The 22073-nt window shown below is 71.4% G+C and carries 22 protein-coding genes and 1 tRNA gene; 11 read left to right on the forward strand and 12 right to left on the reverse strand.

The annotated features are described in order from the left end of the window. Positions 1-185: 185 nt before the first annotated feature. A complete protein-coding gene (mscL, locus tag J1792_RS03275) occupies positions 186-665 on the forward strand; it encodes a large conductance mechanosensitive channel protein MscL (protein ID WP_086574826.1) in 480 nt (159 codons plus the stop codon). A 33-nt stretch (positions 666-698) separates the two neighbouring features. Here the strand turns inward: mscL and J1792_RS03280 are convergent, their stop codons facing one another. Next, entirely contained in the window at positions 699-896 is a 198-nt protein-coding gene (locus J1792_RS03280) for a hypothetical protein (protein ID WP_086574828.1), read from the reverse strand. Positions 897-1017: 121 nt separating this feature from the next. Here J1792_RS03280 and J1792_RS03285 point away from each other — a divergent pair, with 121 nt between their 5' ends. Then, positions 1018-2238: a low temperature requirement protein A gene (locus tag J1792_RS03285; RefSeq protein ID WP_207246639.1), complete on the forward strand. Its 1221-nt coding sequence runs from the start codon at positions 1018-1020 to the stop codon at positions 2236-2238. Then, entirely contained in the window at positions 2235-3365 is a 1131-nt protein-coding gene (locus J1792_RS03290) for a P1 family peptidase (protein WP_207246640.1), read from the forward strand. The genes J1792_RS03285 and J1792_RS03290 overlap by 4 nt, the downstream gene beginning before the upstream one ends. On the opposite strand, the gene J1792_RS03295 is transcribed toward J1792_RS03290, so the two are convergent. Both J1792_RS03295 and J1792_RS03300 read right to left on the reverse strand, forming a co-directional pair. Then, a complete protein-coding gene (locus tag J1792_RS03295) occupies positions 3355-3558 on the reverse strand; it encodes a DUF397 domain-containing protein (RefSeq protein ID WP_086574467.1) in 204 nt (67 codons plus the stop codon). The genes J1792_RS03290 and J1792_RS03295 overlap by 11 nt on opposite strands. Continuing rightward, entirely contained in the window at positions 3555-4385 is an 831-nt protein-coding gene (locus J1792_RS03300) for a helix-turn-helix domain-containing protein (protein WP_086574465.1), read from the reverse strand. The genes J1792_RS03295 and J1792_RS03300 overlap by 4 nt, the downstream gene beginning before the upstream one ends. 139 nt (positions 4386-4524) lie before the next feature. Between J1792_RS03300 and J1792_RS03305 the strand changes: the two genes are divergently transcribed. Both J1792_RS03305 and J1792_RS03310 read left to right on the forward strand, forming a co-directional pair. Further along, entirely contained in the window at positions 4525-4755 is a 231-nt protein-coding gene (locus tag J1792_RS03305; RefSeq protein WP_086574463.1) for a hypothetical protein, read from the forward strand. After that, the gene (locus J1792_RS03310) at positions 4755-4988 is read left to right on the forward strand and encodes a hypothetical protein (protein WP_086574461.1); all 234 of its coding nucleotides are present in this window, start codon (positions 4755-4757) and stop codon (positions 4986-4988) included. The genes J1792_RS03305 and J1792_RS03310 overlap by 1 nt, the downstream gene beginning before the upstream one ends. Here J1792_RS03310 and J1792_RS03315 read toward each other — a convergent pair. Beyond that, positions 4967-5965 carry a LysR family transcriptional regulator gene (locus J1792_RS03315; RefSeq protein ID WP_086574459.1) on the reverse strand — a complete coding sequence of 333 codons (999 nt, stop codon included), beginning with the start codon at positions 5963-5965 and terminating at the stop codon, positions 4967-4969. The genes J1792_RS03310 and J1792_RS03315 overlap by 22 nt on opposite strands. Before the next feature lie 167 nt (positions 5966-6132). Beyond that, positions 6133-7596, reverse strand: a complete 1464-nt coding sequence (locus tag J1792_RS03320; protein ID WP_242645622.1) for an MFS transporter — start codon at positions 7594-7596, stop codon at positions 6133-6135. A 194-nt stretch (positions 7597-7790) separates the two neighbouring features. On the opposite strand from J1792_RS03320, the gene J1792_RS03325 reads away from it, so the two are divergent. Beyond that, complete coding sequence (locus J1792_RS03325; protein ID WP_086574456.1) at positions 7791-8756, forward strand: helix-turn-helix transcriptional regulator; 966 nt, start codon at positions 7791-7793, stop codon at positions 8754-8756. A gap of 98 nt (positions 8757-8854) precedes the next feature. Here the strand turns inward: J1792_RS03325 and J1792_RS03330 are convergent, their stop codons facing one another. Continuing rightward, entirely contained in the window at positions 8855-9868 is a 1014-nt protein-coding gene (locus tag J1792_RS03330; RefSeq protein ID WP_086574454.1) for a sigma-70 family RNA polymerase sigma factor, read from the reverse strand. Between the two features lie 489 nt (positions 9869-10357). Between J1792_RS03330 and J1792_RS03335 the strand changes: the two genes are divergently transcribed. Further along, a complete protein-coding gene (locus J1792_RS03335; protein ID WP_086574452.1) occupies positions 10358-10792 on the forward strand; it encodes a hypothetical protein in 435 nt (144 codons plus the stop codon). Between the two features lie 55 nt (positions 10793-10847). Here J1792_RS03335 and J1792_RS03340 read toward each other — a convergent pair whose 3' ends face one another. Then, on the reverse strand, positions 10848-11615 hold the full coding sequence (locus J1792_RS03340; protein ID WP_086574450.1) for a dioxygenase family protein: 768 nt from the start codon (positions 11613-11615) through the stop codon (positions 10848-10850). Positions 11616-11743: 128 nt separating this feature from the next. On the opposite strand from J1792_RS03340, the gene J1792_RS03345 reads away from it, so the two are divergent. Continuing rightward, positions 11744-12295: a MarR family winged helix-turn-helix transcriptional regulator gene (locus J1792_RS03345; protein WP_086574448.1), complete on the forward strand. Its 552-nt coding sequence runs from the start codon at positions 11744-11746 to the stop codon at positions 12293-12295. 136 nt (positions 12296-12431) lie between these two features. Here J1792_RS03345 and J1792_RS03350 read toward each other — a convergent pair whose 3' ends face one another. After that, the gene (locus J1792_RS03350; RefSeq protein WP_086574447.1) at positions 12432-13937 is read right to left on the reverse strand and encodes an MFS transporter; all 1506 of its coding nucleotides are present in this window, start codon (positions 13935-13937) and stop codon (positions 12432-12434) included. A gap of 98 nt (positions 13938-14035) precedes the next feature. Next, the gene (locus tag J1792_RS03355; protein WP_086574445.1) at positions 14036-14695 is read right to left on the reverse strand and encodes a TetR/AcrR family transcriptional regulator; all 660 of its coding nucleotides are present in this window, start codon (positions 14693-14695) and stop codon (positions 14036-14038) included. 263 nt (positions 14696-14958) lie between these two features. Between J1792_RS03355 and J1792_RS03360 the strand changes: the two genes are divergently transcribed. Together J1792_RS03360 and J1792_RS03365 are read left to right on the forward strand one after the other, a co-directional pair. Continuing rightward, complete coding sequence (locus J1792_RS03360) at positions 14959-16224, forward strand: M6 family metalloprotease domain-containing protein (RefSeq protein WP_207246641.1); 1266 nt, start codon at positions 14959-14961, stop codon at positions 16222-16224. Positions 16225-16284: 60 nt separating this feature from the next. Continuing rightward, positions 16285-16360: transfer RNA gene (locus J1792_RS03365), tRNA-Arg, on the forward strand. Positions 16361-16416: 56 nt separating this feature from the next. On the opposite strand, the gene J1792_RS03370 is transcribed toward J1792_RS03365, so the two are convergent. Next, positions 16417-16794, reverse strand: a complete 378-nt coding sequence (locus J1792_RS03370) for a hypothetical protein (protein ID WP_086571036.1) — start codon at positions 16792-16794, stop codon at positions 16417-16419. A 336-nt stretch (positions 16795-17130) separates the two neighbouring features. Between J1792_RS03370 and J1792_RS03375 the strand changes: the two genes are divergently transcribed. Next, positions 17131-18333: a cytochrome P450 gene (locus J1792_RS03375; RefSeq protein ID WP_086571034.1), complete on the forward strand. Its 1203-nt coding sequence runs from the start codon at positions 17131-17133 to the stop codon at positions 18331-18333. An 85-nt stretch (positions 18334-18418) separates the two neighbouring features. On the opposite strand, the gene J1792_RS03380 is transcribed toward J1792_RS03375, so the two are convergent. Continuing rightward, positions 18419-19378 carry a thiopeptide-type bacteriocin biosynthesis protein gene (locus tag J1792_RS03380; RefSeq protein WP_086571032.1) on the reverse strand — a complete coding sequence of 320 codons (960 nt, stop codon included), beginning with the start codon at positions 19376-19378 and terminating at the stop codon, positions 18419-18421. Then, positions 19353-21947 (reverse strand): lantibiotic dehydratase, encoded by a 2595-nt coding sequence (locus J1792_RS03385; protein ID WP_242645428.1) that lies wholly within the window; start codon positions 21945-21947, stop codon positions 19353-19355. The genes J1792_RS03380 and J1792_RS03385 overlap by 26 nt, the downstream gene beginning before the upstream one ends. Positions 21948-22073: the final 126 nt, after the last annotated feature.

Here is a 22073-nt window from a genome sequence, read left to right on the forward strand (position 1 = left end):
CCGCCGTGGACGCCCCCGCGCCGACGCGTGCCGCTCTTCGCTCCGGTGCGCGTGAGCGGGCGGCGCGGCCGGTCCGCCGGCGGCTGGGCTGATCGTGTTTGGGGATGTCACAGGGCAGCCAGATTCTCTCGTATGTTATGGAATCGACCATTCCGTCACAGGTACGCACAGAGAGAGGTTGTTCGGTGAGCGAGAAGAAGACAGGGGTCCTTGGAGGCTTCAAGGCATTCCTGATGCGAGGCAACGTCGTGGACCTCGCGGTCGCCGTCGTCATCGGGGCGGCGTTCACCAACATCGTGAACTCTGTGGTCAAGGGCGTCATCAACCCGGTCGTCGGTGCGTTCGGCACCAAGGACCTCGATCATTACGCGGCCTGCCTGAAGGGCCCCTGCGCGCGCAGCGCGACGGGAGAGGTGACCAAGGGGGTCTACATCCAGTGGGGCGCGGTGCTCAGCGCCTCGCTCACGTTCCTGATCACGGCGGCGGTGGTCTACTTCCTCATGCTGCTGCCGATGAAGCGCTGGCAGGACCGCCAGGCCGCCAAGGCCCCGGTGGAGAACAAGCCCGCCGAGCCGACGGAGATCGAGCTGCTGGCCCAGATCCGCGACACCCTGATCGAGCAGCGCCGGGGCCCGGGCTCGGACTCGGTGCCGGCCCCCCGCTAGGCGGACGCGCGGCGGGCGGCACCGGTGCGCCCGTCAGACGTGGTGGGGCGGCTTCTCGTCCAGGAAGCGGGCCAGGTCGGCGGCGCTGTCGCCACCGCCGGAGGCCGGGCGGTCGCCCCACCCACGGTCGGTGTCGTCCGAGGACTGCTGCGACAGCGGGTCGTCGAAGATCAGCGCGGCTGCGGTGGCCGGGTCACGCCGGGGCGTGCGCGGTTCGGGGGCGGTACTCATGCCTCCAGGGTACGGGCGGGCCCAGCGGCGGGCGGTCGGCGGGCGACGGGCGACAGGCGTTCAGTGGGCGACGGGCGGCGTTCGCCGGGCGACGGGCGGGCGCCCCGGCGACAATCGCCCTATGAGCGAGGAATCGCCTCCCGCCCGGAGCTCGGGCCTGCTGCGGCCCATGACCGAGCGCGGGCGCGAGGAGGAGCACCGGACGGCGACCCCGCTGGAGCTCTTCTTCGACCTCTGTTTCGTGGTCGCGGTCGCCCAGGCCGGCCGGCAGCTGGTGCACGCGCTCGCGGAAGGTCATCCGGGCCACGGCATCCCGGGCTACCTGATGATGTTCTTCGCCATCTGGTGGGCCTGGATGAACTTCTCCTGGTTCTCGTCCGCGTACGACACGGACGACGCGCTCTACCGCGTGGTGACGCTGGTGCAGATCGCCGGCGTGCTGATCCTGGCGGCGGGCATCCCCCGCGCGTTCGACGCGAGCGACTTCTCGCTGGTGTGGTTCGGGTATCTGGTGATGCGCCTGGCGCTGGTCTTCCAGTGGCTGCGCGCGGCGCACGCGTCGACGGGGGCCGAGAGACGCACGGCCCTGCGGTACGCCATCGGCGTGTGCCTCTGCCAGGTCGGCTGGCTGGGCCTACTGGTCCTGCCCGACCGCGCCGAGCCGTGGGTCTTCGTGGTGATGGCGATCGCGGAGATGACGGTCCCCGTCGTCGCCGAACGCGGCCGGGCGACCGCCTGGCACCCGCATCACATCGCCGAGCGGTACGGCCTGTTCACCATCATCGTCCTCGGCGAGACGGTGGCGGCCGCCACGACGGCGGTCCAGTCGGCCGCGGACGAGCACGAGGCCCTGGGCACCCTGGTGCCGATCGCGGCCGGCGGCCTGCTCCTGATCTTCGCCGCCTACTGGATCTACTTCGCGGTCCCCATCCACCTCCACCTGGCCTCCAACCGCCAGGCCTTCCTCTGGGGCTACGGCCACTACGTGGTCTTCTGCTCGGCGGCGGCCATGGGCGCCGGCATCGAGGTGGCGGTCGAGCAGGTCATCGGCAAGGCCCACATCTCCACCTTCGCCGCGTCGGCCACGGTGACCGTCCCGGCGGCCCTCTTCACGTTCTCGGTCTGGCTCCTCCACTCCCGCCACTACAAACGGGGCCCCGCACAGCAGTTGACCTTGCCGACCGCGTCCGTGGCAGTCCTGGCCTGCACGTTCGCGGGCAGCGCGGCGGTGCTGCTCGCGGGGTTGGTGGCGGCGGCGACGGTGGCGGTGGGAGCGGTGCTGGCGGCGAGAGGGGAAACGGGCCTGTCCGAACGTCCGTCCCGTGGTACGCATGCCGCATGACGACCACGCGGCCCGCCCCGATCCCCGGCCCCCTCGACGCCCTCACGGACGTGCCCGGCCTGCGCGTGGGTCACGCGCAACGCACCGGTGACGGCGCCCTGACCGGCACCACCGTCGTCCTCACCGACCCAGGCACGGGAACGGGCGCGGGCGGGGTCGTGACCGCCGTGGACGTGCGCGGCGGCGGGCCCGGCACACGGGAGACCGACGCCCTCGACCCGCGCAATCTCGTCCAGCGCGTCGAGGCCGTCGTCCTGACCGGCGGCAGCGCCTTCGGCCTGGAGGCGGCGGCCGGGGTCATGGCGTTCCTCGAGGACGCCGGCCGCGGCTTCCGCGTGGGCCCGGACCCGGCCCAGGTCGTACCGGTCGTCCCGGCGGCGGCCCTGTTCGACCTCGGCCGCGGCGGCGACTGGCGCGCCCGCCCGGACGCCGCCCTCGGCCGGGAGGCGGCCGAGGCGGCGGCCCGCAGCCGCCCCGGCGACCCCGTGGTGCAGGGCAATGTGGGCGCCGGCACGGGCGCGGTGGCCGGCGGTCTGAAGGGCGGCATCGGCACGGCCAGCCTCGTGCTGCCCTCCGGGGTGACGGTCGCGGCCCTCGCGGCCGTGAACGCGGCCGGGTCCGTGGCCGACCCGGCGACCGGCGTGCTCTACGGCCGCTATGTCGAGGGCGGCCGCGTCGAGTACCCGGAGCCGGAGCGCCACGCCTCCGCCCAGCGGGCCCTGGACGCGGCCCGCCAGGAGTCGGCGCGGCGCTGGGCGGCGTCGGCGCACCCGCCGCTGAACACGACCATCGCCGTGGTCGCCACCGACGCCGTCCTCACCCGCGCCCAGGCGCAGAAGCTGGCGGGCACGGCCCACGACGGCCTGGCCCGCGCGGTGCGGCCCGTACACCTGCTGACCGACGGCGACACGGTCTTCGCCATGGCCACGGGCCGCCGGCCGCTGCCGCACGAGGAACACCTGCCCGGCAGCGCCGACTTCGCCGCCGGCGCGGTCAACGAGATCCTGGCGGCGGGCGCGGACGTGCTGACGCGGGCGGTGGTCAAGGGCGTGCTCGCGGCGGAGAGCGTCGACGGGCCGGGCGGCGTCTTCCCCTCGTACCGCGAGCTCTACCGGTCTACGACTTGAGCGTCGCGACGAACGCCGCCCACGTTCCGGGGGCGAAGAGGAGCGGGGTGCGTTCGGGGCGCTTGGAGTCGCGTATGGGTATGACACCGGTTCTGGCTGTGGCAGGAGCCCACTCGACGCAGCCGCCGCCGTCGGGATTGCTGTAGCTGGACTTGGTCCACACCGTTTTGGACAGGTCCGGAGTGGCGTTCACGAGGGTAGTTCCTCCATGACGTGACGGATGAAGGCCGCCGAATCATTTGGCGACAAGGCATAGGACCTGAGCCGATCGTAGGCACGTCGCCGACGGCTGACGACCTCCGGATCCTCCAGCAACTGCCCCGTGCTGTTGCTTTCCTCGTAAGCAATGGCATGGCCGTCTTCGGCGATGAAGAGTGCCAGCGACCCACCCATCAAGGCATGTTCCCCGTGCTCGAACGGCAGAACCTGCACAGTAGTCGTGGGCGTGTCCACGATCGCGATCAACGCGGCCAGCTGCTCGCGCCAGATCGAAGGCCCGCCCACGGGACGCCGTAGAACCGCCTCGTCGAGCACACACGCGAAGTCCGGTGCGCGCTCCGTCTTCAGCAGGGCTTGCCGATTCAGGCGGGCCGCCAGCATCTCGGCGACCTTGTCCTCCGTCCGCCTGGGGTCGCCGACGCGGAAGAGAGTCCGAGCGTAGGCCTCCGTCTGCACGAGTCCGGGGACGAACTGCCCCGCGTACTCGTGGATGACGCGTGCTTGCGCCTCCATCTCCATCCGGCGCCGGTACTGATCCGGATGAACCTCGTGGCGCGCCAGCGCGTAGATACGCTCAAAAAGCCCGTCCGTCCCGAACGCCGCATCCAGCTTCGCCGCGAGGTCCGGCGGTGGCACATAGTCCGCGATCTCGATGCGCGAAAGGTGGCTGCGGCTGTAGCGCACGACCTCCGACAGTCCGTCCAGCGTCATCCCGGCCTGCTCGCGGCGGCGCCGGATCTCCGCGCCGAACAGGTGTCGGGCCGACTTCTCCGGCGTGAGTTCCCGTACGCGCCGAGCCATACGCACCGCCCCCTATCCCATGGTCGGGGTTGGGATCCCCACCCCCTACCGACGGTACGCACCGTGCGCAACCCTGGTCTCCGGCAAAGTAGTTGACCCGCTCGAACGAGTGAACACCCGAACACAATCCGAGGTCTTCATGCCCACCCCCGTCCCACACGCCACTCTCGACCCGTTCGACGAGGCCGAAGCCGCGCTGGCCACGCTCCGTGAGGCGCTCTTCGGCGCCAGAATCGCGCTGCCGGCCCTCGGTCTGCACACCGCGCCCGGGATGAGCGAGACGGTGTTCGTCGACCTCGGGATGGTGCGGCCGCACGCGGCGCGGGATCTCGCGCGGGTGATCGAGGCGGGGACGGGGGCGGGTCGCTGATGGGGGTCGAGGTCGAGATCGAGGTCGGGGCCAACGCGGTGGACACCGTCACCGGCGGGCGGGGCAAGGTGACCGCCATCGATGCCGACCGCATGGCCAGCGTCCGGCACCCCAACGGGACGACCTGGCGTACGCCCACGTCCAATCTGCGTCCGCCGACCGTGCAGGAGGAGCTCGGCCTGAAGGCGGCCGAGGTGACGTTCGCCCGCCGCTACGGCGTCTGGCCGGACTGAGCCGGGGGCGTGGGCGTGGGCGGGGGCGTGTCCCACCACCGGGCGTTCGGCCCGGCCCCCGCGGTCGCGCCGCACACCTCGCGCACGACGCCGCGCAGCGCGACGATCGCCGGTTTCTCCCGCCGTGCCGCCGCCCAGGCGAGGACCACGCTGCACGGCGACAGGTCGGTGACCTCGACGTAGCTGATGCCCGGGCGGGGCATGAGCTCACGGACGTCGGCCGCCGCGAAGGTGATGCCCTGGCCGAGGCAGACGGCGGACATGAGGGTGTCGAGCGTGGTCGCGCGGTGGTCCGTGGCCAGGACGGGCGAGCCGTCGGGGCGCGGGTCCACGGACCAGAATTCGCGGTAGACGCGGGGGACGCGGTCGGCGACGTTGACGAGCGGGATGCCGGCCAGTTCGGCGATGGTCACCCGGTCGCGGTGGGCGAGGGGGTGGCCGTCGGGGAGGCAGACGAGCCGGTGCTGGGTCGCCACCTCCAGGGTCTGCAGGCCGGGCGGCAGGGGGCCGAAGCACAGGACCGCGTCGACGCGGTCCTCGAGGAGTACCTGCGCCTGCTCGGCGAAGGTGACCTCGCGGAGCTCGACGTCCAGGCCGGGGTGGAGCCGGCCCATCCGCTCGACGACGGCCCGGATGACGGGCAGGGCGACGGCGTACGCGCCGAAGACCAGCCGCCCGGACAGGGTCCGGGTCCGCCGCGCCGTGTCCACGGCCTGGCGCAGTCCGTCGGCGGCGTCCACCATGGCTCGTGCGTGGGGCAGGAGGGCCTCTCCGGCGGTGGTGAGTTCCACGCGTCGCGTGGAGCGTTCGACGAGGGTGAGGCCGAGGCGTTCCTCGAGGGCCCGGATCTGCCGGCTGAAGGCCGGCTGGCTGATGAACAGCCGCTGTGCCGCCCGTCCGAAGTGCAGTTCCTCCGACAGGACGAGCAGCAGTCGCAGTTGGCGCACGCTCGGATCGGACACGCTGCCCTTCGCCATGCAGGCAACGTTATCAATCCCGCCCGCCTGCGCATGACTGCTCGCTTCCGGCCGGTACGGGCGGAAAGGAAGAATGAAGCGGCGGGGGCAACGGGGGAAAGACGTCCGGCGCACCACGCGCGAGGGCCCGGTCCCCACGGGGGAGGACCGGGCCCTCAGGCGTCGGTTCAGCGCGTCGCGGCCGTCTCCTTGCCGGTGGCCGACGCGTCGGCGGAGGCGTCGCCCGCCGCGGCGTCCTCGACTACCTCGGCGGGAGCCGTGGGCTTGCGGGGCAGCGCGAACATCAGGGCCAGCACGACGACGAGCACGCCGGCCGCCCACCACATGCCGTGGCGGAACGCTCCCGCGAACGCCTCGCCCGCCTGGCCCTGGGCCATCTTCTTCTCGTCCAGGGCGTTGAAGAAGACGACCGAGACCAGGCCGAGGCCGATCGCGTTGCCCAGCTGCTGCGTGGTGTTGATCAGACCGGACGCGGAGCCGGAGTGCTCGCGCGGGACCTCGGCGATGACGGTCTCCGTCAGCGGGGCGACGATCAGGCCCATGCCGAGGCCCATGACGATCAGCGGAAGGGCCATCTGCCAGGGCGCTATGTCCAGCCCGAAGTGCTCGGTCTCCCAGATGTAGAGGACGACGCCGCCCATCATGGACAGCGCGCCGGCCTGCAGGACCTTGCGGCCGAACTTCGGGACGAGCTTCTGCACCGAGATGCCCGCCGCCACCGAGACGCCGATCGAGAACGGGATGCCGGTCAGGCCGGCCCGCAGCGGGCTCCAGCCGAGGCCGATCTGCATGTAGAGCGTCCAGATGAGGAAGAAGATGCCGCAGACGATGCCGAAGGCGATCTCGACGCCGATGCCGGCGGCGAAGCTCTTGACCTTGAACAGCGACAGTTCGACCAGCGGCGACCCGTCCTTGCGGGTCTTGTACCGCTCGTACGCCACGAAGGCGGCGAAGACCAGCACGCTGCCGGCCATGCACAGGTGGCCCCACAGCGGCCAGCCCAGCTCACGGCCCTGGGTGAGCGGGTAGAGCAGCATCAGCAGGCCGCCGGTGGCGAGGACGACGCCCACGAGGTCGAGCTTGAGGGCCTGCGGCGCCTTGGACTCGGAGATGAACTTACGGCCCAGGATCAGGCCCGCGACGCCGACCGGAAGGTTGACGAGGAAGATCGGGCGCCACTCGAGCCCGAAGAGGTTCCACTGGGTCAGCAGCGCGCCGAGGATCGGCCCGGAGACCGCGCCCAGCCCGACGATGGCGCCGAAGAGGCCGAAGACCTTGCCGCGCTCGTGCGCGGGGAACGTGGCGTGGACGATGGCGAGCACCTGCGGCACCATCAGCGCCGCCGTCGCGCCCTGCAGGACGCGGGCCGCGACGAGCAGCTGCGGGTCGCCGGCCAGGCCGCAGAGCATCGAGGCGACGGTGAAGCCGCCCATGCCCAGGAGGAAGACGCGGCGGCGCCCGTATATGTCGCCGAGGCGGCCGCCGGTGATCAGGCCGGCGGCGAAGGCGAGCGCGTACCCCTCGGTGATCCACTGCAGGATGCTGAAGGAGGCGCCGATGTCCTTCTGGATGCTCGGCATGGCGATGTTGACGATGGTGACGTCGACGAGGTCCATGAAGGACGCGGTCATCACCACGGCGAGCGCCAGCCAGCGGCGGCGGTCGGCGGCGCCCTCGAGGGGCGGATCGGTGGTCGCGGTGGTGGTCACAAGCGGGGCCTTCCTTGTCGTTCGCCGGGTTCGTCCGGTGTCGTCCATGTCGCTCGGGAAAAGCTAACCCGGATGTAGGACAAAAGGAGTCCTACATCCCTGACACTGTGAGGACCATGACGGACACCCCGGTACGGCTACTGAATCTGTTGTCCCTCCTCCAGACGCCTCGTGAATGGCCCGGCAGCGAGCTCGCGGACCGGCTCGGCGTCAGCTCCCGCACGATCCGGCGGGACATCGAGCGGCTCCGCGATCTCGGCTACCCCGTACAGGCAACGATGGGAGCGGAGGGCGGGTACCGGCTGGCGGCCGGAGCCGCCCTGCCGCCGCTGGTGCTCGACGACGAGGAGGCGGTCGCCATCGCGGTGGGGCTGCGGGCGGGCGCGGGCCATGCCGTGGAGGGTATCGAGGAGGCGTCGGTGCGCGCCCTGGCCAAGCTGGAGCAGGTCCTTCCGTCCCGGCTGCGGCATCGCGTCTCCGCCCTGCAGGCGGCGACGGTGCCGCTCACCTCCGGCGACGGCGCGACCGTCGACCCGCGCACGCTGACCGTCATGGCCTCGTCCGCCACCGGCCACGAGCGGCTGCGCTTCACCTACCGTACGGGCGACGGCACCGAGACGAAGCGGCTGGTCGAGCCGCACCGGCTGATCAGCACCGGCCGCCGGTGGTACCTCGTCGCCTACGACATCGACCGCGACGACTGGCGCACCTTCCGCGTCGACCGGGTGAGCGAGCCGTTCGCCACGGGGGCGCGCTTCGCCCCGCGCGAGCTGCCGGTGGCGGACGCGGCGGAGTTCCTCAAGCGGTCGATGGCCCGGCTGCAGCCGACGTACCGCCTGGTGGCGACGTTCCGGGCGCCCGTGGAGTTCGTGGCGGCGCGGCTGCCGAACTGGCTCGGGGTGCCCGCCGCGGACGGCGACGACGCCTGCCGGCTGGACGTGACGTCGTCGGACGCGCTGGAGTGGGTGGCCTTCCGGCTGGCGATGGTGGACTGCGAGTTCACCGTGGAGGAGCCGCGGGAGCTGGTCGAGCTCCTGGAGGGGCTGGGCGCCCGGATCAGCCGCGCGGCGGCCGCGCGCTGAGCCCTGTGGGGCGGCAAGCAGGCGGAAAACGGGCAGAGAGAAGGGCCCCGGCGCAAGGGGGGGAGGCGCCGGGGCCCGGTCTATGAGGGTATGCCCTTTTACGCCGCCGCGTCGAACCCGGTGTCGTGAGCCATCTTCTTCAGCTCCAACAGAGCATGCTTCTCGATCTGCCGGATGCGCTCGCGCGTGAGGCCGTGCTGCTTGCCGACCTCGGTGAGCGTGCGCTCGCGCCCGTCCTCGATGCCGTAGCGCGCCTTGATGATCGACGCGGTGCGGTGGTCGAGGCGGCCGATGAGGCCCTCGAGCTCCTCGCTGCGCAGGAGCGCGATGACGGACTGCTCGGGCGATACGGCGGAGGTGTCCTCCAGCAGGTCGCCGAACTGGGTCTCCCCCTCGTCGTCCACGTGCATGTTCAGGCTGACCGGGTCGCGGGCCCAGTCGAGCACGTCGCCGACGCGCTGGGGCGTGGTGCCCAGCTCGGTGGCGATCTCGGCGTGCTCGGGGTCGCGGCCGTTCTCGCGGTTGAACTCGCGCTGGACCCGTCGGATGCGGCCGAGCTCCTCGACCAGGTGGACGGGCAGCCGGATCGTGCGCGACTGGTCGGCGATCGAACGCGTGATGGCCTGGCGGATCCACCACGTGGCGTACGTGGAGAACTTGAATCCCTTGGCGTAGTCGAACTTCTCCACCGCGCGCACCAGGCCGGCGTTGCCCTCCTGGATGAGGTCGAGGAGCGGCAGGCCGCTGCGCGGGTAGCGACGGGCCACGGCGACGACGAGGCGGAGGTTGGACTTGATGAAGACGTCCTTGGCGCGGGCGCCGTCGGCGGCTATCGCCTCCAGCTCCTCGCGGGATGCCGCGCCGGCCTTGTCACCGCCGTCCTCGAGGCCGTCGAGGATCTGCTGGGCGTAGACGCCCGCCTCGATGGTCTGCGAGAGCTCGACCTCCTTGGCGGCGTCGAGCAGGGGCGTACGCGCGATCTCGTCCAGGTACATGCCGACCAGGTCGCGATCGGCGATCTCCCCGCCTGAGGACACGCGAACGCTGCTTGCCTCGTCCGTTCCACCGGTGGCGCTGGTGGTCCGACGACGGGCGACGGCACGGGTTGCCATGCGTACTCCCTTGCGATGAGACGGTCGCGGGGTGGGCCGGGCGACCGGTAGGGCGCCCCGTCCGAAGTAAAGAACGGCCGGAATCCGGACAGAATTCCCCGAAGCTTTCTTCTTTTTTGTGATCATGCAGTATCCTGCGCGGTCGCAACCGGGGCGGCCGGCCGGCCGGTCCGGACGGAAGCGCAGGTCAGACGGGCGGCGACGCCGTCGTCGCGCCCGCCGCGCCACCGCGCGGCCAGGGCGTCCATGAGACGGCCGTCACATTCCGGCGCCGTCCGTCCGTGGCCACCCTTCCCCTGCACAGACGCCGCCCGGCGGGCTCCGGTTGCCCGGAGAAATCCCGGAAGGTCGGTTTCCCGGGCCGCCGTCCCGCCGGGTGACGGCCGCGTTCCACCAGGTGACGGCCGTGTTCCGCCGGATGATCGAGTTGCCGGGCCCGGTGGCCGGGTGTGCGCTGGTGGGACGGAGGGTGAGTGAGAGGAGCCCGTCATGCCGACGCACTCGATCACCGGGCGGTACCCCGCCCACGAAGCCCCCGGACCGGTCTCCCGGACCGGCCATGTGCGCCACGAGGGGCGGGCCTCCCGCGCCGTCCGGGCCGTCCCCGTCGCGGGCGGCGTGGTCCTCGGCCTCTACGCCGTCTTCCTCGCCCACGACAACGGCTTCTCCGAGGGCGGCGGCTGGGTGCTGGGCATCGTCGCCGGCGTGATCGCGGCCGCCCTGGGCTACGCCGTGATCCACGAGCGCAACCGGATGATCACCGAGGTGCGCGCGGCGGCGTTCGGCACCCTCTTCGGAGTCTCGATGGGCTTCCTGCGCAGCCTGAGCGGGGCGTCGGTCCTCGACTCCTGCTTCGTGGGGCTCGCCTTCGGCCTGGGCATGGGCCTCGCGTCGTACTACATCTTCTACTGGCACGAACACTGAACGCGGCTACCCGCGCCCGGCGCCCGTACTCCTTCCCGGAGGCGGGCGCCGGGAGTCACCCGAACTGCACCGAGCGCTTGGCCAGCCCCATCCAGAAGCCGTCGATGACGCTGCGCTGCCCGCCGAGGTCGCCCTCGGCGGCGCCCATGGCCACGAAGAGCGGCGCGAAGTGCTCGGTGCGGGGGTGGGCCAGCCGGCCCGCCGGGGCCTTGTGGGCGAAGTCGGCGAGCACGTCGACGTCCCCGGCCTCGAGCGCCTCGCGCCCCCACGCGTCGAACTCCGCCGACCAGGAGGGCGGCCCGGATCCCGCGTGCTTGAGCGCGGCGAGGTTGTGGGTGAAGAAGCCGCTGCCGACGATCAGCACACCCTCGTCGCGCAGCGGCGCGAGCCTGCGGCCGATGTCCATCAGCCGTCGCGGGTCGAGCGTGGGCAGCGACATCTGGAGCACGGGTACGCCGGCGTCGGGGTACATCTCGACCAGCGGGACGTACGCGCCGTGGTCGAGGCCCCGCTCCGGCAGGTCCTGCACGGGCGTACCGGCGCCGCGCAGCGTGCGGCGCACCCGGTCGGCGAGTTCGGGGGCCCCGGGGGCGGGGTAGTGGACGCGGTAGTAGTGCTCGGGGAAGCCCCAGAAGTCGTACACGAGGGGGACGGTCCCGGTCGCGCCCAGCGCGAGCGGGGCCTCCTCCCAGTGGGCGGAGATCATCAGGATCGCGCGGGGGCGGGGCAGGTCGGCGGCCCAGTCGGCCAGCTGGCCCGGCCATACGGGGTCGTCCGCGAGGGGCGGCGCGCCGTGCGAGAGGTAGAGGGCGGGCATGCGCATGAGGGCCTCCTCGAGGATCTACTTGAAATATCAAGCTCTGCGTCCGACCTTAGTTCATACTTATTTAAACTTCAAGCATCGAGCTCCGGGCACGCGCCGGGGAGGCAGCGAGTGAAACAGTGGACGTTATGAAGAACCGACCCGCGGCGAGCGCCGAGGCCCGAGCCGAGGCCCCGTCCGCCGAGACCCCCGGGGCCGCCGCCGAACCCCGCTGGCTGACCCCGGCGGAGCAGGACACCTGGCGGGCGTACATGCACGCCTACACGCTCCTGGAGGATCACCTCGACCGGCAGCTGCAACGGGACGCGGGGATGCCGCACATCTACTACGGGCTGCTGGTACAGCTCTCGGAGGCGCCGCGCCGCCGGATGCGGATGACCGAGCTCGCCCAGTCCGCCAAGATCACCCGCTCGCGGCTGTCGCACGCCATCGCCCGGCTGGAGAAGAACGGCTGGGTGCGCCGCGAGGAGTGCCCCTCCGACAAGCGGGGCCAGCTGGCCGTGCTGACCGACGCCGGCTTCGAGATGCTGCGGCGGTCGGCGCCGGGCCACGTCGAGGCCGTCCGCGCCGCGGTCTTCGACCGCCTCACCCCGGAACAGGCCGCCCAGTTCGGCGAGGCCTGCCGCATCATCGCGGCGGGCCTGCAGCCAGCGGGGGCGGACCTGCCCTGGCTGCGCTGACGCCTTACGCGCACGACTGCCGACGCCTTACGCACACGACGTACGCACCACGACGTACGCACACGACGCGAAAGCCCCCGCCGGGGAACGGCGAGGGCTTTCGCGTGCTGGTAGGCGCCTGTGCGGTACTAGCCGATCAGTGGGCCATCACCGGGACGACGTCCTCGGCACCCTCGCCGTCGGCCGAACCGGCGACCGGGCCGCCCTGGTGGCCGGCGTTGATGGCGACGAGCGCGACGACCGCGGACACCGTCAGGATGCCGGCCGCCCACCACACGGCGGTGGAGTAGCCGTGCACCATCGACTGGAAGGTGAGCAGCTTCGGGTTGGCGCCGGACCCCATGTGGTCCTTGAAGTAGTCCGTGGTGGCGCTGGCGGCGATGGTGTTGAGCAGCGCGGTGCCGATGGCGCCGCCGACCTGCTGCGAGGTGTTGACCATCGCCGAGGCGACACCGGCGTCACGGGCCTGGACGCCGTGCGTGGACAGGCTCATGGCCGGCATGAAGGCCGTACCCATGCCGAGGCCCATCAGCACCAGGCCGGGCAGGACGACGGTGGTGTACGAGGTGTCCAGGTCGATCTGGGTCAGCACGACCATGCCGACGGCCGCGAGCAGGAAGCCCGGGCCCATCAGCAGCCGTGCCGGGACGCGGGTCATCAGACGGGCGCCGATCTGCGTGGAACCGGTGATCATCGCGGCGATCATCGGCAGGAACGCGAGGCCGGTCTTGACGGGCGAGTACCCCCGGACGACCTGGAGGTAGTAGGTCAGGAAGAGGAAGAGGCCGAACATCGCGATGGCGGCGAGGGCCAGCGAGACGTAGATGCCGCCGCGGTTGCGGTCGGTGAGCACGCGCAGCGGCAGCAGCGGCGCCTTGACCTTCCGCTCGACGAGCACGAAGGCGAGCAGCAGCAGCGCCGCCGCGGCGAACAGGCCGAGGGTGCTGCCGGCGGTCCAGCCGTCGGACTCGGCGCGGGTGAAGCCGTAGACCAGCGAGACCAGGCCGAGGGTGGCCAGGATGACGCCGGGGATGTCGAGCTTCGAGGGGTTGCGGCTGCCCTCGGGCTCGTGGATCACGGCGATCGCGCCGGCCGCGGCGACGACGGCGAAGGGGATGTTCACGAAGAACGTCCAGCGCCAGTTGAGGTACTCGGTGAACAGGCCGCCGAGGATCAGGCCGACACCACCGCCGGCACCGGCGATGGCACCGAAGATGCCGAACGCCTTGGCGCGCTCCTTCGCCTCGGTGAAGAGGACGGCGAGCAGCGACAGGGCCGCCGGGGCGAGCAGCGCGCCGAAGACGCCCTGCAGGGCGCGGGCGCCCAGCAGCATGCCGGTGTTGACGGCGGCGCCGCCGAGCGCGGACGCGGCGGCGAAGCCGATCAGGCCGACGACGAACGCGCGCTTGCGGCCCCACAGGTCGGAGATGCGGCCGCCGAAGAGCAGCAGACCACCGAAGGCGAGGGCGTAGGCCGTGATGACCCACTGCCTGTTGCCGTCCGAGATGCCGAGGTCGGACTGGGCGGAGGGCAGGGCGATGTTCACGATGGTCGCGTCGAGCACGACCATCAGCTGGGCCAGGGCGATGAATATGAGCGCTTTCCAGCGCTTGGGGTCGGCTTGCGACAGAGCGTCAGGCATGGATGAGGCCTACCTAGCGGGTTGCGGAGAGGTGGTGGAGGAGTCGGGCCTGGCGCCGGTGGTGCGTGGCGCCAGTGGTGCGTGGTGCTCGTAGTGCGTCAGCGGTGGAGCACGGAGGACTCCCGCGCCGCACGACGCAGGTCCTCCAAAGTCGTGGGGGAGCCGGGGAGTTCCGAGCGGACCGGGGTCATCAGCCCGTCCAGGAACAGCTGGAGATGGCGCCGCGAGAAGTCCTCGAAGCCGAGGCAGTCCGTGCCGGGCACCGGCCTGGTGAGCTGAGTGATCGCCACCATCAGGTCGCCGATGGCCACATCGGGGCGCAGCTGGCCGGACGCGTGGGCGGCCTCGATCAGCGCCTCGATCCCCGTCTCCAGGCGCTCGCGCGCCACGACGTGTTCGGGGTGGTCCTGGTCGACGCCGCCTTCGCGCAGCAGCGGACACAGTGCCCCGATCCGCTCGTCGGCGGCGGCGTGAACGAAGCGCCTCAGCGCGCGGAAAGCATCGGGCTCCTCGGCTCGTGCCTGCTCGGCCTGGTCCGCGATGCGGTCCATGACGGAGAGGGTGACATGGTGGATCAGCTCGCGGCGGTCCGCGAAGTGCCGGTACAGCGTGGCATTTCCGACCCCGGCGCGTCGAGCGATTTCATCGAGCGAGGAATCGGCACCGTGTTCGACGAGCGCCTCGCGGGCGGCCGCGACGATCCGCTCGCGGTTGCGGAGCGCGTCGGCGCGAAGACGCGGCTGCGGGGCTGTGACCACGGCCGATCACTCCTTACCTGGGCTTGTCGGGGCCCGTCCGGGCCTTGGGGCTCCGCACCGGGCCCGCTCTGGGCTCTTGCTCTGGGCTGTTCCGCAATCGGGGATGGACTCCCCGTTTGGCAGGAACGCTCAGTTAAACGGGGAGAAGCTCCCCGGATATTTCGCCTCCGAATGAGATGCGCGTCACACCCCGGGGAGGGGGCTGCGGCCATCTGCCGCAACCCGGCGGGCGCCCCCGGGCGGCCCGGCGAAGTGTGGACGGCATGAAGACCCTGGTCATCGCCGTCACGATCGCCGCGGTGCTGGCCCTGGCCGCCCCGGCCCCGACCCGGGCCGGGAAGCAGAGCCCGGCGGCCCCCGGCGCGCCGGCCGGCGCGGGCGTCCGCCCGTACGGCCCCTGCGCGCTGCGCACCCTCAGCCGCGATGTCTCCGAGGGCGCCCGCACGCCCCGCGGCTTCGCCCCCTCCAGCGGCCGGGTGCGCGCGATCACCTTCTTCATCGACTTCCCCGACGCCCCGGCGCGCATCAGCCCCCGGAAGCGGTACGCCGAGTTCTTCCCCGCGGTCGCCGACTACTTCCGCGCCAGCTCCTACGGGCGCCTCGACTACCGCTCCACCCCGGTGCCCCGCTGGATCCGCATGTCCCGCCCGTACCGCTCGTACGGCATCACCCGCGGCACGACCTTCGACCCGGCGCGCAACGACGGCTACCACGCGATCGCCCGCGAGATCCTCGACGCCGTCGACGAGGACGTCGACTTCCGGCGCTACGACCTGATCAACGTGCTGGCCGCGCCCAACGCCGGGCCGCCCGCCACCCGGGACGTGCGCTCGGTGACCTTCGCCGGCGCGCCCACGGGCCTGGAGACCGACGACGGCGTCGACATCCAGAACGTGTCCTTCATCTGGAGCCGCCAGACCGGGGACAGCCCCTTCCGTGTCCTCAACCACGAGAACGCCCACAGCTTCGGCCTGCCCGACCTCTACTACGGCGGCCGCGCCCGCGCGGGGCACACCCCGGTGGGCCACTGGGATCTCATGGACGAGGACTGGGGCCCCTCGAACGACTTCATGGCCTGGCACAAGTGGAAGCTGGGCTGGCTCGGCCCCGGCCAGGTCCACTGCCTGGCCCGCCCCGGCACCCGGACCGTGACCCTCACCCCCACCTCGGCGCCGGGCGGCGCCAAGCTGGCCGTGGTCCCCCTCACCCGCACCCGGGCGATCACGCTGGAGGCCCGCGCCCCGGGCCGGCTCGACCACGCGGTCTGCCGCCCGGGCGTCGTGGTGAGCACGATCGCCTCGGACCTCTCCTCCGGCGCCGGCCCGGTCCGCACCGCCGACGCCACGCCGGGCAGCCGCGGCTGCCACCGGGGCGACCCCAATGTGGCGGCGGACATGACGGACGCCGCCTACCGCCCCGGCCAGAGCCTGACGACGGCGGGCGTCACGATCGACGTCCTGGAACGGACTCCGTCCGGCGCGTATCGCGTTGCCGTCACCCGCACGCGCCCACCGGCCCACCACGCCTGACCCGCGCCTCGGCCGCCCTGCCCCCGCCGCCCCGGCACCCGCTACACTGACGGCGGTCCAGCCTCCGTAGCTCAGGGGATAGAGCACCGCTCTCCTAAAGCGGGTGTCGGCAGTTCGAATCTGCCCGGGGGCACCAGCGACAACGCGCCGACCTGGGGTTTCTTCCCCAGGTCGGCGTTTTGGCATGTCGTATCAGACCCCGGCCGCCGGCCCGGTCTCCGGCCCCGCCTCGAGACCGCTCTCCAGGGCGAGCCCCAGGCCGGTCAGTGTCTCGTGCACGCTGTTTCCCTCGGCTATCGCCTCGAGGGCGAAGGCGCCGACCGATGTCGGCGGATAGCCGATGATTTCGATCGCCTTGCTGACGCTGAACAGGCTCTGCATCTGATCGGGCCGGTCCCACAGATAGACCGCGCCCCACACCTGCCGTTCGGCGTTGGAGAACCACGCCTTGAGCCGCATGCCGTCCAGCGTGGAGTAGGCGTCGACGGCATAGTCACGCAGGTAATCCCTGAGGCTCTCGACAGTGGCCTCCGACTTCTTCAGATCCCACATGACGATCGAAACGTACATAACCCAACGCCCCCATACGCACGGCTGACTTCGACAACTCCACGGTGTGGATTCCCTCCCGCAGACTACCTGTCATGACGTGCCCGCACGAGGGCCCACCGGGCATCAGAACCGGCTTATCCGGAGGGAGTTGTTCCGGTGACCACCCCCGCCCCCACGTGCGTCTTCTCCGGTACAGAGAGAACGGATGGCACGATTCCGCAGGTGAACCCAGGTGGTATACACCCGGGTTAATCACATCGCGTCGCGTGAGATCGGCCTCATTATCCCGTGGCGGCGAATAGAGCCGGATAGAGTGCGTCAGCAAATTCCCTTGAGTTGCCAGCGGAGCAGACCATGACGGACAGTCAGATCGGCGCTTTCCCCTATCCGAGGACCTGCCCTCTCCAGCCGCCCAAGGAGTACTCCTCCCTGCGCGCCGAACAGCCGATCAGCAAGATAACCCTGGCCTCCGGGCGGACCGCCTGGCTGCTCACCCGCCATGAGCACATCCGGCAGTTGCTCGCCAGTCCCGACGTGAGCTCGAATATGGCCCACCCCGGCTATCCGCTCCACTTCGACATCCCGGCGGAGGTCATGGAGCAGATGCGTCCGGTGATGCTCGCCATGGATCCCCCGGTGCACACCGCGCAGCGCAAGATGGTGATCCCGGAGTTCACCGTCAAGCGGGTGCTCCAGCTGCGTCCCCGCATCCAGGAGATCGTGGACGAGTGCGTCACCGCCATGCTCGCCGCCGAGGGGCCGGTCGATCTGGTCGAGGCGCTCGCCCTTCCCGTGCCGTCCCTGGCGATCTCCGAGCTGCTCGGCGTGCCCTACGAGGACCGCGAGTTCTTCCAGGACTGCTCCAAGAAGATCGTTTCGGTCGACACCGACCCCCAGGAGCGGAACCAGGCGCATCAGGATCTGCAGGCGTACTTCGCCGAGCTGATCACCGCCAAGGAGGCGGACCCCGGGGACGACCTGCTCAGCAGGCTCGTCCTGAAGAACCGCGAGACCGGCACGCTCGACCACAACGGCCTGGTCGGGATGGCGAACGTCCTGCTGGTCGGCGGGTTCGAGACCACCGCGAACATGATCTCCCTCGGCGTCGTGGGCCTGCTGGAGAACCCCGACCAGCTGGCCAAGCTGACGGCCGACCCCGCTCTGGCCCCGCAGGCCGTCGACGAGCTGCTGCGCTACTTCAGCATCGCCGACCAGGTGACCTCCCGCGTGATGACGGCGGACATCGAGATCGGCGGGGTGCTGATCCGCGCAGGCGAAGGCGTCATCGGGCTGAGCGCCTCCGGCAACTTCGACGAGGCGGTGTACTCCGACCCGGACCGGCTGGACATCGACCGGGGCGGCAAGCACCACCTGGCCTTCGGCCACGGCATCCACCAGTGCATCGGCCAGAACCTCGCCAAGATGGAGCTGGAGGTCGTCTTCACCACCCTCTTCGCCAGGATCCCCGGCCTGAAGCTGGCCGCTCCGGTGGCGGAGCTGTCGTTCAAGGACAGCATGGGCGTGTACGGACTGCACAAGCTCCCGGTGACGTGCTGAGGCACGCGCCTTGAGGTGAGGCACCCGTCCTGACGGGCGCAGCCGAAAGCCGGGCGAGGTCACTCGCCCGGCTTCACGACGTCCGCTAGCCGACCAGTCCTTCGAGCCCCCGGCGGACGAGGTAGGCGACGAGCCCCTCACCGGCGGGGATCAGCCCCAGGCGGTTGTTGGTGGTGTGCACGTAGTTCGAGACGCAGCTCAGGTACGGCGTGCCGTCGAGCCGCAGCTCGTGGACGTCGGCGTCGGCCTCCGCACCGCACACGGCACGGGCGCGGGCGGTGGCCTCGACGCTCATTCCGTGGAAGACGTCGCCCGTGCCCTCGCCGCGCCAGACCGCGGCGCACAGGTTCGTGAGCTGCGACGAGACGCCTTCGTACATCTTCGGCCAGGCGCTCTGCACGTTCTCGGGGGCGTACTTCCGCCAGTAGTCCTCGTATTCGCGGAGGAACCGCGTGGCGGCCTCCGGGTCGAGGCCCGCCCCGTGCAGGAACATCACCATGATCTTGGCGGCCTCGCCGACGGGTGCCCGCCCGGCGCCGGCGGCCGCCGGTTGCCGGGCCAGCAGGTCGAGGACCGCCACGGACGACTTCCGGAAGACGGTCTCGGCGATCGCCACGCCCTCCGTGCCGCCGTACTTGCGGAACTCCGGCTCGTAGGTCACCGGGGCGAGGGCGCCGAGGGGCTGCCCCTCCCGGGAGGTCTCGCCCTCCAGGCGTGCGAGCTCGTCCTGGAGCCTCAGCCCGACCGCGTACTCCTCACGGGCCGCGGCGTCGAACTCCGGCATGGCGTCGGCCAGGCGCGCGACGACCCGTTCGGCCGCCTCCGCCGAGCCGGCCTCCGGGCCGCAGAGCATCCGCAGCCGCACATGGGGCCCGCCCTGCCAGTACCGGAGGAAGAAGAAGTGGTCCCGGAGTCCCTCGTCCTCGAGCAGCGGGCCGACCACGTCGCACAGGAAGGAGGTGTGCAGCGAGGGCGGGATGTGGATGTGCACCGGACGCCACTGGGCCGTCCCGGTCTGCTCACTGCTGGTCTGTGTGCAGTTCAACGAAGAACTCCTCTGCTGCGGTCCAGCCCGTTTCCGGGCCGTAGTCGTCCACCGAAGGAAGGCACTCGCGGATCGACACGAGCACGTCGCCGCGCGACAGCGCGGACTTGGCCCAGCTCCGGACCAGGTAGGGGTTCCGGAAGTCGACGTACATCGGCTTGTGGACGCTGGCGCGGCGCAGGTGGGCGTAGTCGGCCCACTTGCGGGTCACCTTCCTGCCGCGTCCGGCCATCACGTCGCGCTCCTCGGCCGTCTGGCACAGCACGAAGGCGTGCCGGGGAAGGCCCTGGGACCGGCGCCACGCGTCGAAGGCCACGAGGGCTTCGTACGAGTCCCGGCTCAGGTCCTGGAGCATGGGGATGTCCGCGGCGGCCACGGTCCAGGACCTGCGGTCGGCCACGACGTCGCCCACGACGAGGCGGGGCGTCGTCCCCGTGTACTCGACGGAGCCTCCGACGTCCCGGATGTCGTCCAGGGGCTTCCACATGTAGCGGTTGGACGGGGACAGCGCCTCGAGCAGGCGGTAGAGCAGCGGCACCCCGATCGGGGTCAGGAAGTTCATGGGCACGAGGCCGAGGTCCTCCCCCGACTCCGGGTCGTGGAGGCGCACCGACCGGGTGGCGTGGTCCGCGCGGACCTCCAGACGCTCCGGCCCGTACACCGTCCGGTCCGCGCCGAGCGTCACCGCGCCGGGGTAGTTCACGACGCCCGGGGTCACCGGGGGGTGGAGGTTGAAGTTGAAGCCGAGCACGGAGTTGAGGTCGACCTGGCCGGGGAACCGGTCGGCCAGGTGCTTCCGCTGCGCCTCCTGCAGGGACCAGTCCTCGGTGCCCGCGACGAACGAGCCGAACCGCGAGAAGTAGACGCCGTAGCCGGTGAGCAGGCCGTTGACGACGAGCGTCCGGTCCCGGTCCGGCAGGACACCCTGGGCGAACTGCGCCCGGAAGGTCACGGATTCGGTGTCCACGAGGTCTTCCACGCCCGCGCAGGCCCGCTCGATGTCCGCGGGGTCCAGGTGCACGGCGCCGTCGCCGGGCACGAGACGCTCCCGGATCGTGCGCAGGGCCTCGGCCCGCTGCACCCGGTACGTCTCGGCCGCCGCCACGCCACGGCCCATGAGCACATCGAGCTGGTCCTGATCGGTCAGCGACGAGAACGCCTTGAAGAACTCCAGGAACGGCATGGTGCGGCGGTCGCCGAGCACACGGGTCGCGAAGGCGTGCAGGCCGATGCGCTTCACCTGGCCGTTGTCCAGCATCGAGGCCAGCCGCCAGAGGCCTGTCAGGGCAGGGACGCTTCCCTCCACCGTCGGCAGGCTCCATGCCTGGGGTGCCGTGGCGGCGGGGGTGTCCTCGAAGACCGGGGACTTCAGGACCGACTCGGGGGGCGGGGACACCTTGCACAGCTCGGCGATGCCGCCGATCGCCCGGTACGCCGAGTCGAGCAGCCGCTGGCGCTCCTCGGCCGTCGCGGCGGCGAAGTCCTGCTCCAGGCGCCTGAGTTCGGTGAAGTGCTCGCGCAGCTCCGCCGTCTCCGCCGTGCCGCCGGCGGCGAGCATCCCGTCGAGCTTCGTGGAGTACTCGGGGTCGTGGTCGTCGACCTCGGGGCGGAAGAACAGGACGCCGGCCCGGATCAGGCCGTGGACGACCTTGCGGCTCAGCTCGTCGCTCTTGGTGACGGCGGTGAGCGCGCCCAACACGGTGGCGGCGGGGGCGGATCCTCCGGGCATCGCCGCGAGCAGCGTGTCGAACAGCGCCTCGCGGCGCATCCGGAGGACCGTCTCGGAGGCGATGTTCTCGCCGTCGTGGGTGCCGGGGGCGACCCCGATGAACTCGATCGCCTCGGCGCCGGCCCGCAGGGTCGAGTTCACCACCAGGTGACCCGTCTCCAGGCCGCCCGGTATGCGCGGCAGCGCGGCGAGCACCCAGTTCACGAGCAGCCGGTTGAGCACCGTGACCGACGCGTCCGACGCGTCCGGCCCGTGGTCCCGGGCGGGCGCCGCGGCGCCCGGGTCGTCCGGAGGGAACGCGCCGATCTCCGTGAAGCGCCCGAAGGGCGACGGCTTCAGGGCGGCCCGGTAGGCGAAGTTGACGAGCGACGACTCGCGCACGCGGGCCTTGCTGGGCTTGAGGGACCCGCCCTCGCCGGTGACGAAGTCGTGCAGGCCGCGGTAGAGCTGGTCGCCGGAGAGCTGGATGCTCCGGGCCATCGCATCGTGTTCGAAGAGCGCGCGGAAGCCCGCGACCGCCTGCTTCTTCTCGTTCTCGAGCGCCTCTTGGCCCTCGCGCTCGCACTGTTCGGCGCGCACGCCGAGGGCGCACCAGCTCTCGAGCTCGGCGAGCGTCTCGGTGCCGAGGTGCGGGCGCAGTGAGTCCAGGCGTGCGGCAGCCCGGTCGTGGCGCAGGTTGTGCACGTCGCGCCGCACCCGGATCAGATCGGCCCGGGCGCTGTCGTCCAGCGTGGGCACGGCTTCGCCGAGGCGGTCGGACAGGCCGGCGGCCCGCTTGCCGATCTCCTCGCGCAGGGCGTGCAGTTCGTCGACGCGCGACCAGGCGGTGGTGAACGACATCCCCTCGAGCTCACCCAGTGGGAGCCTGCTCCGTCGGTAGACGACGTACGGACTGACACTCACACCCATAGGAATCCCCCAGCTTCGTCACGCGGGCCCGGTTCACCACGGCGTGCGGACGTCGGG

The sequence above is a fragment of the Streptomyces triculaminicus genome (assembly GCF_017349075.1).
Taxonomy (GTDB): Bacteria; Actinomycetota; Actinomycetes; order Streptomycetales; family Streptomycetaceae; genus Streptomyces; species Streptomyces triculaminicus.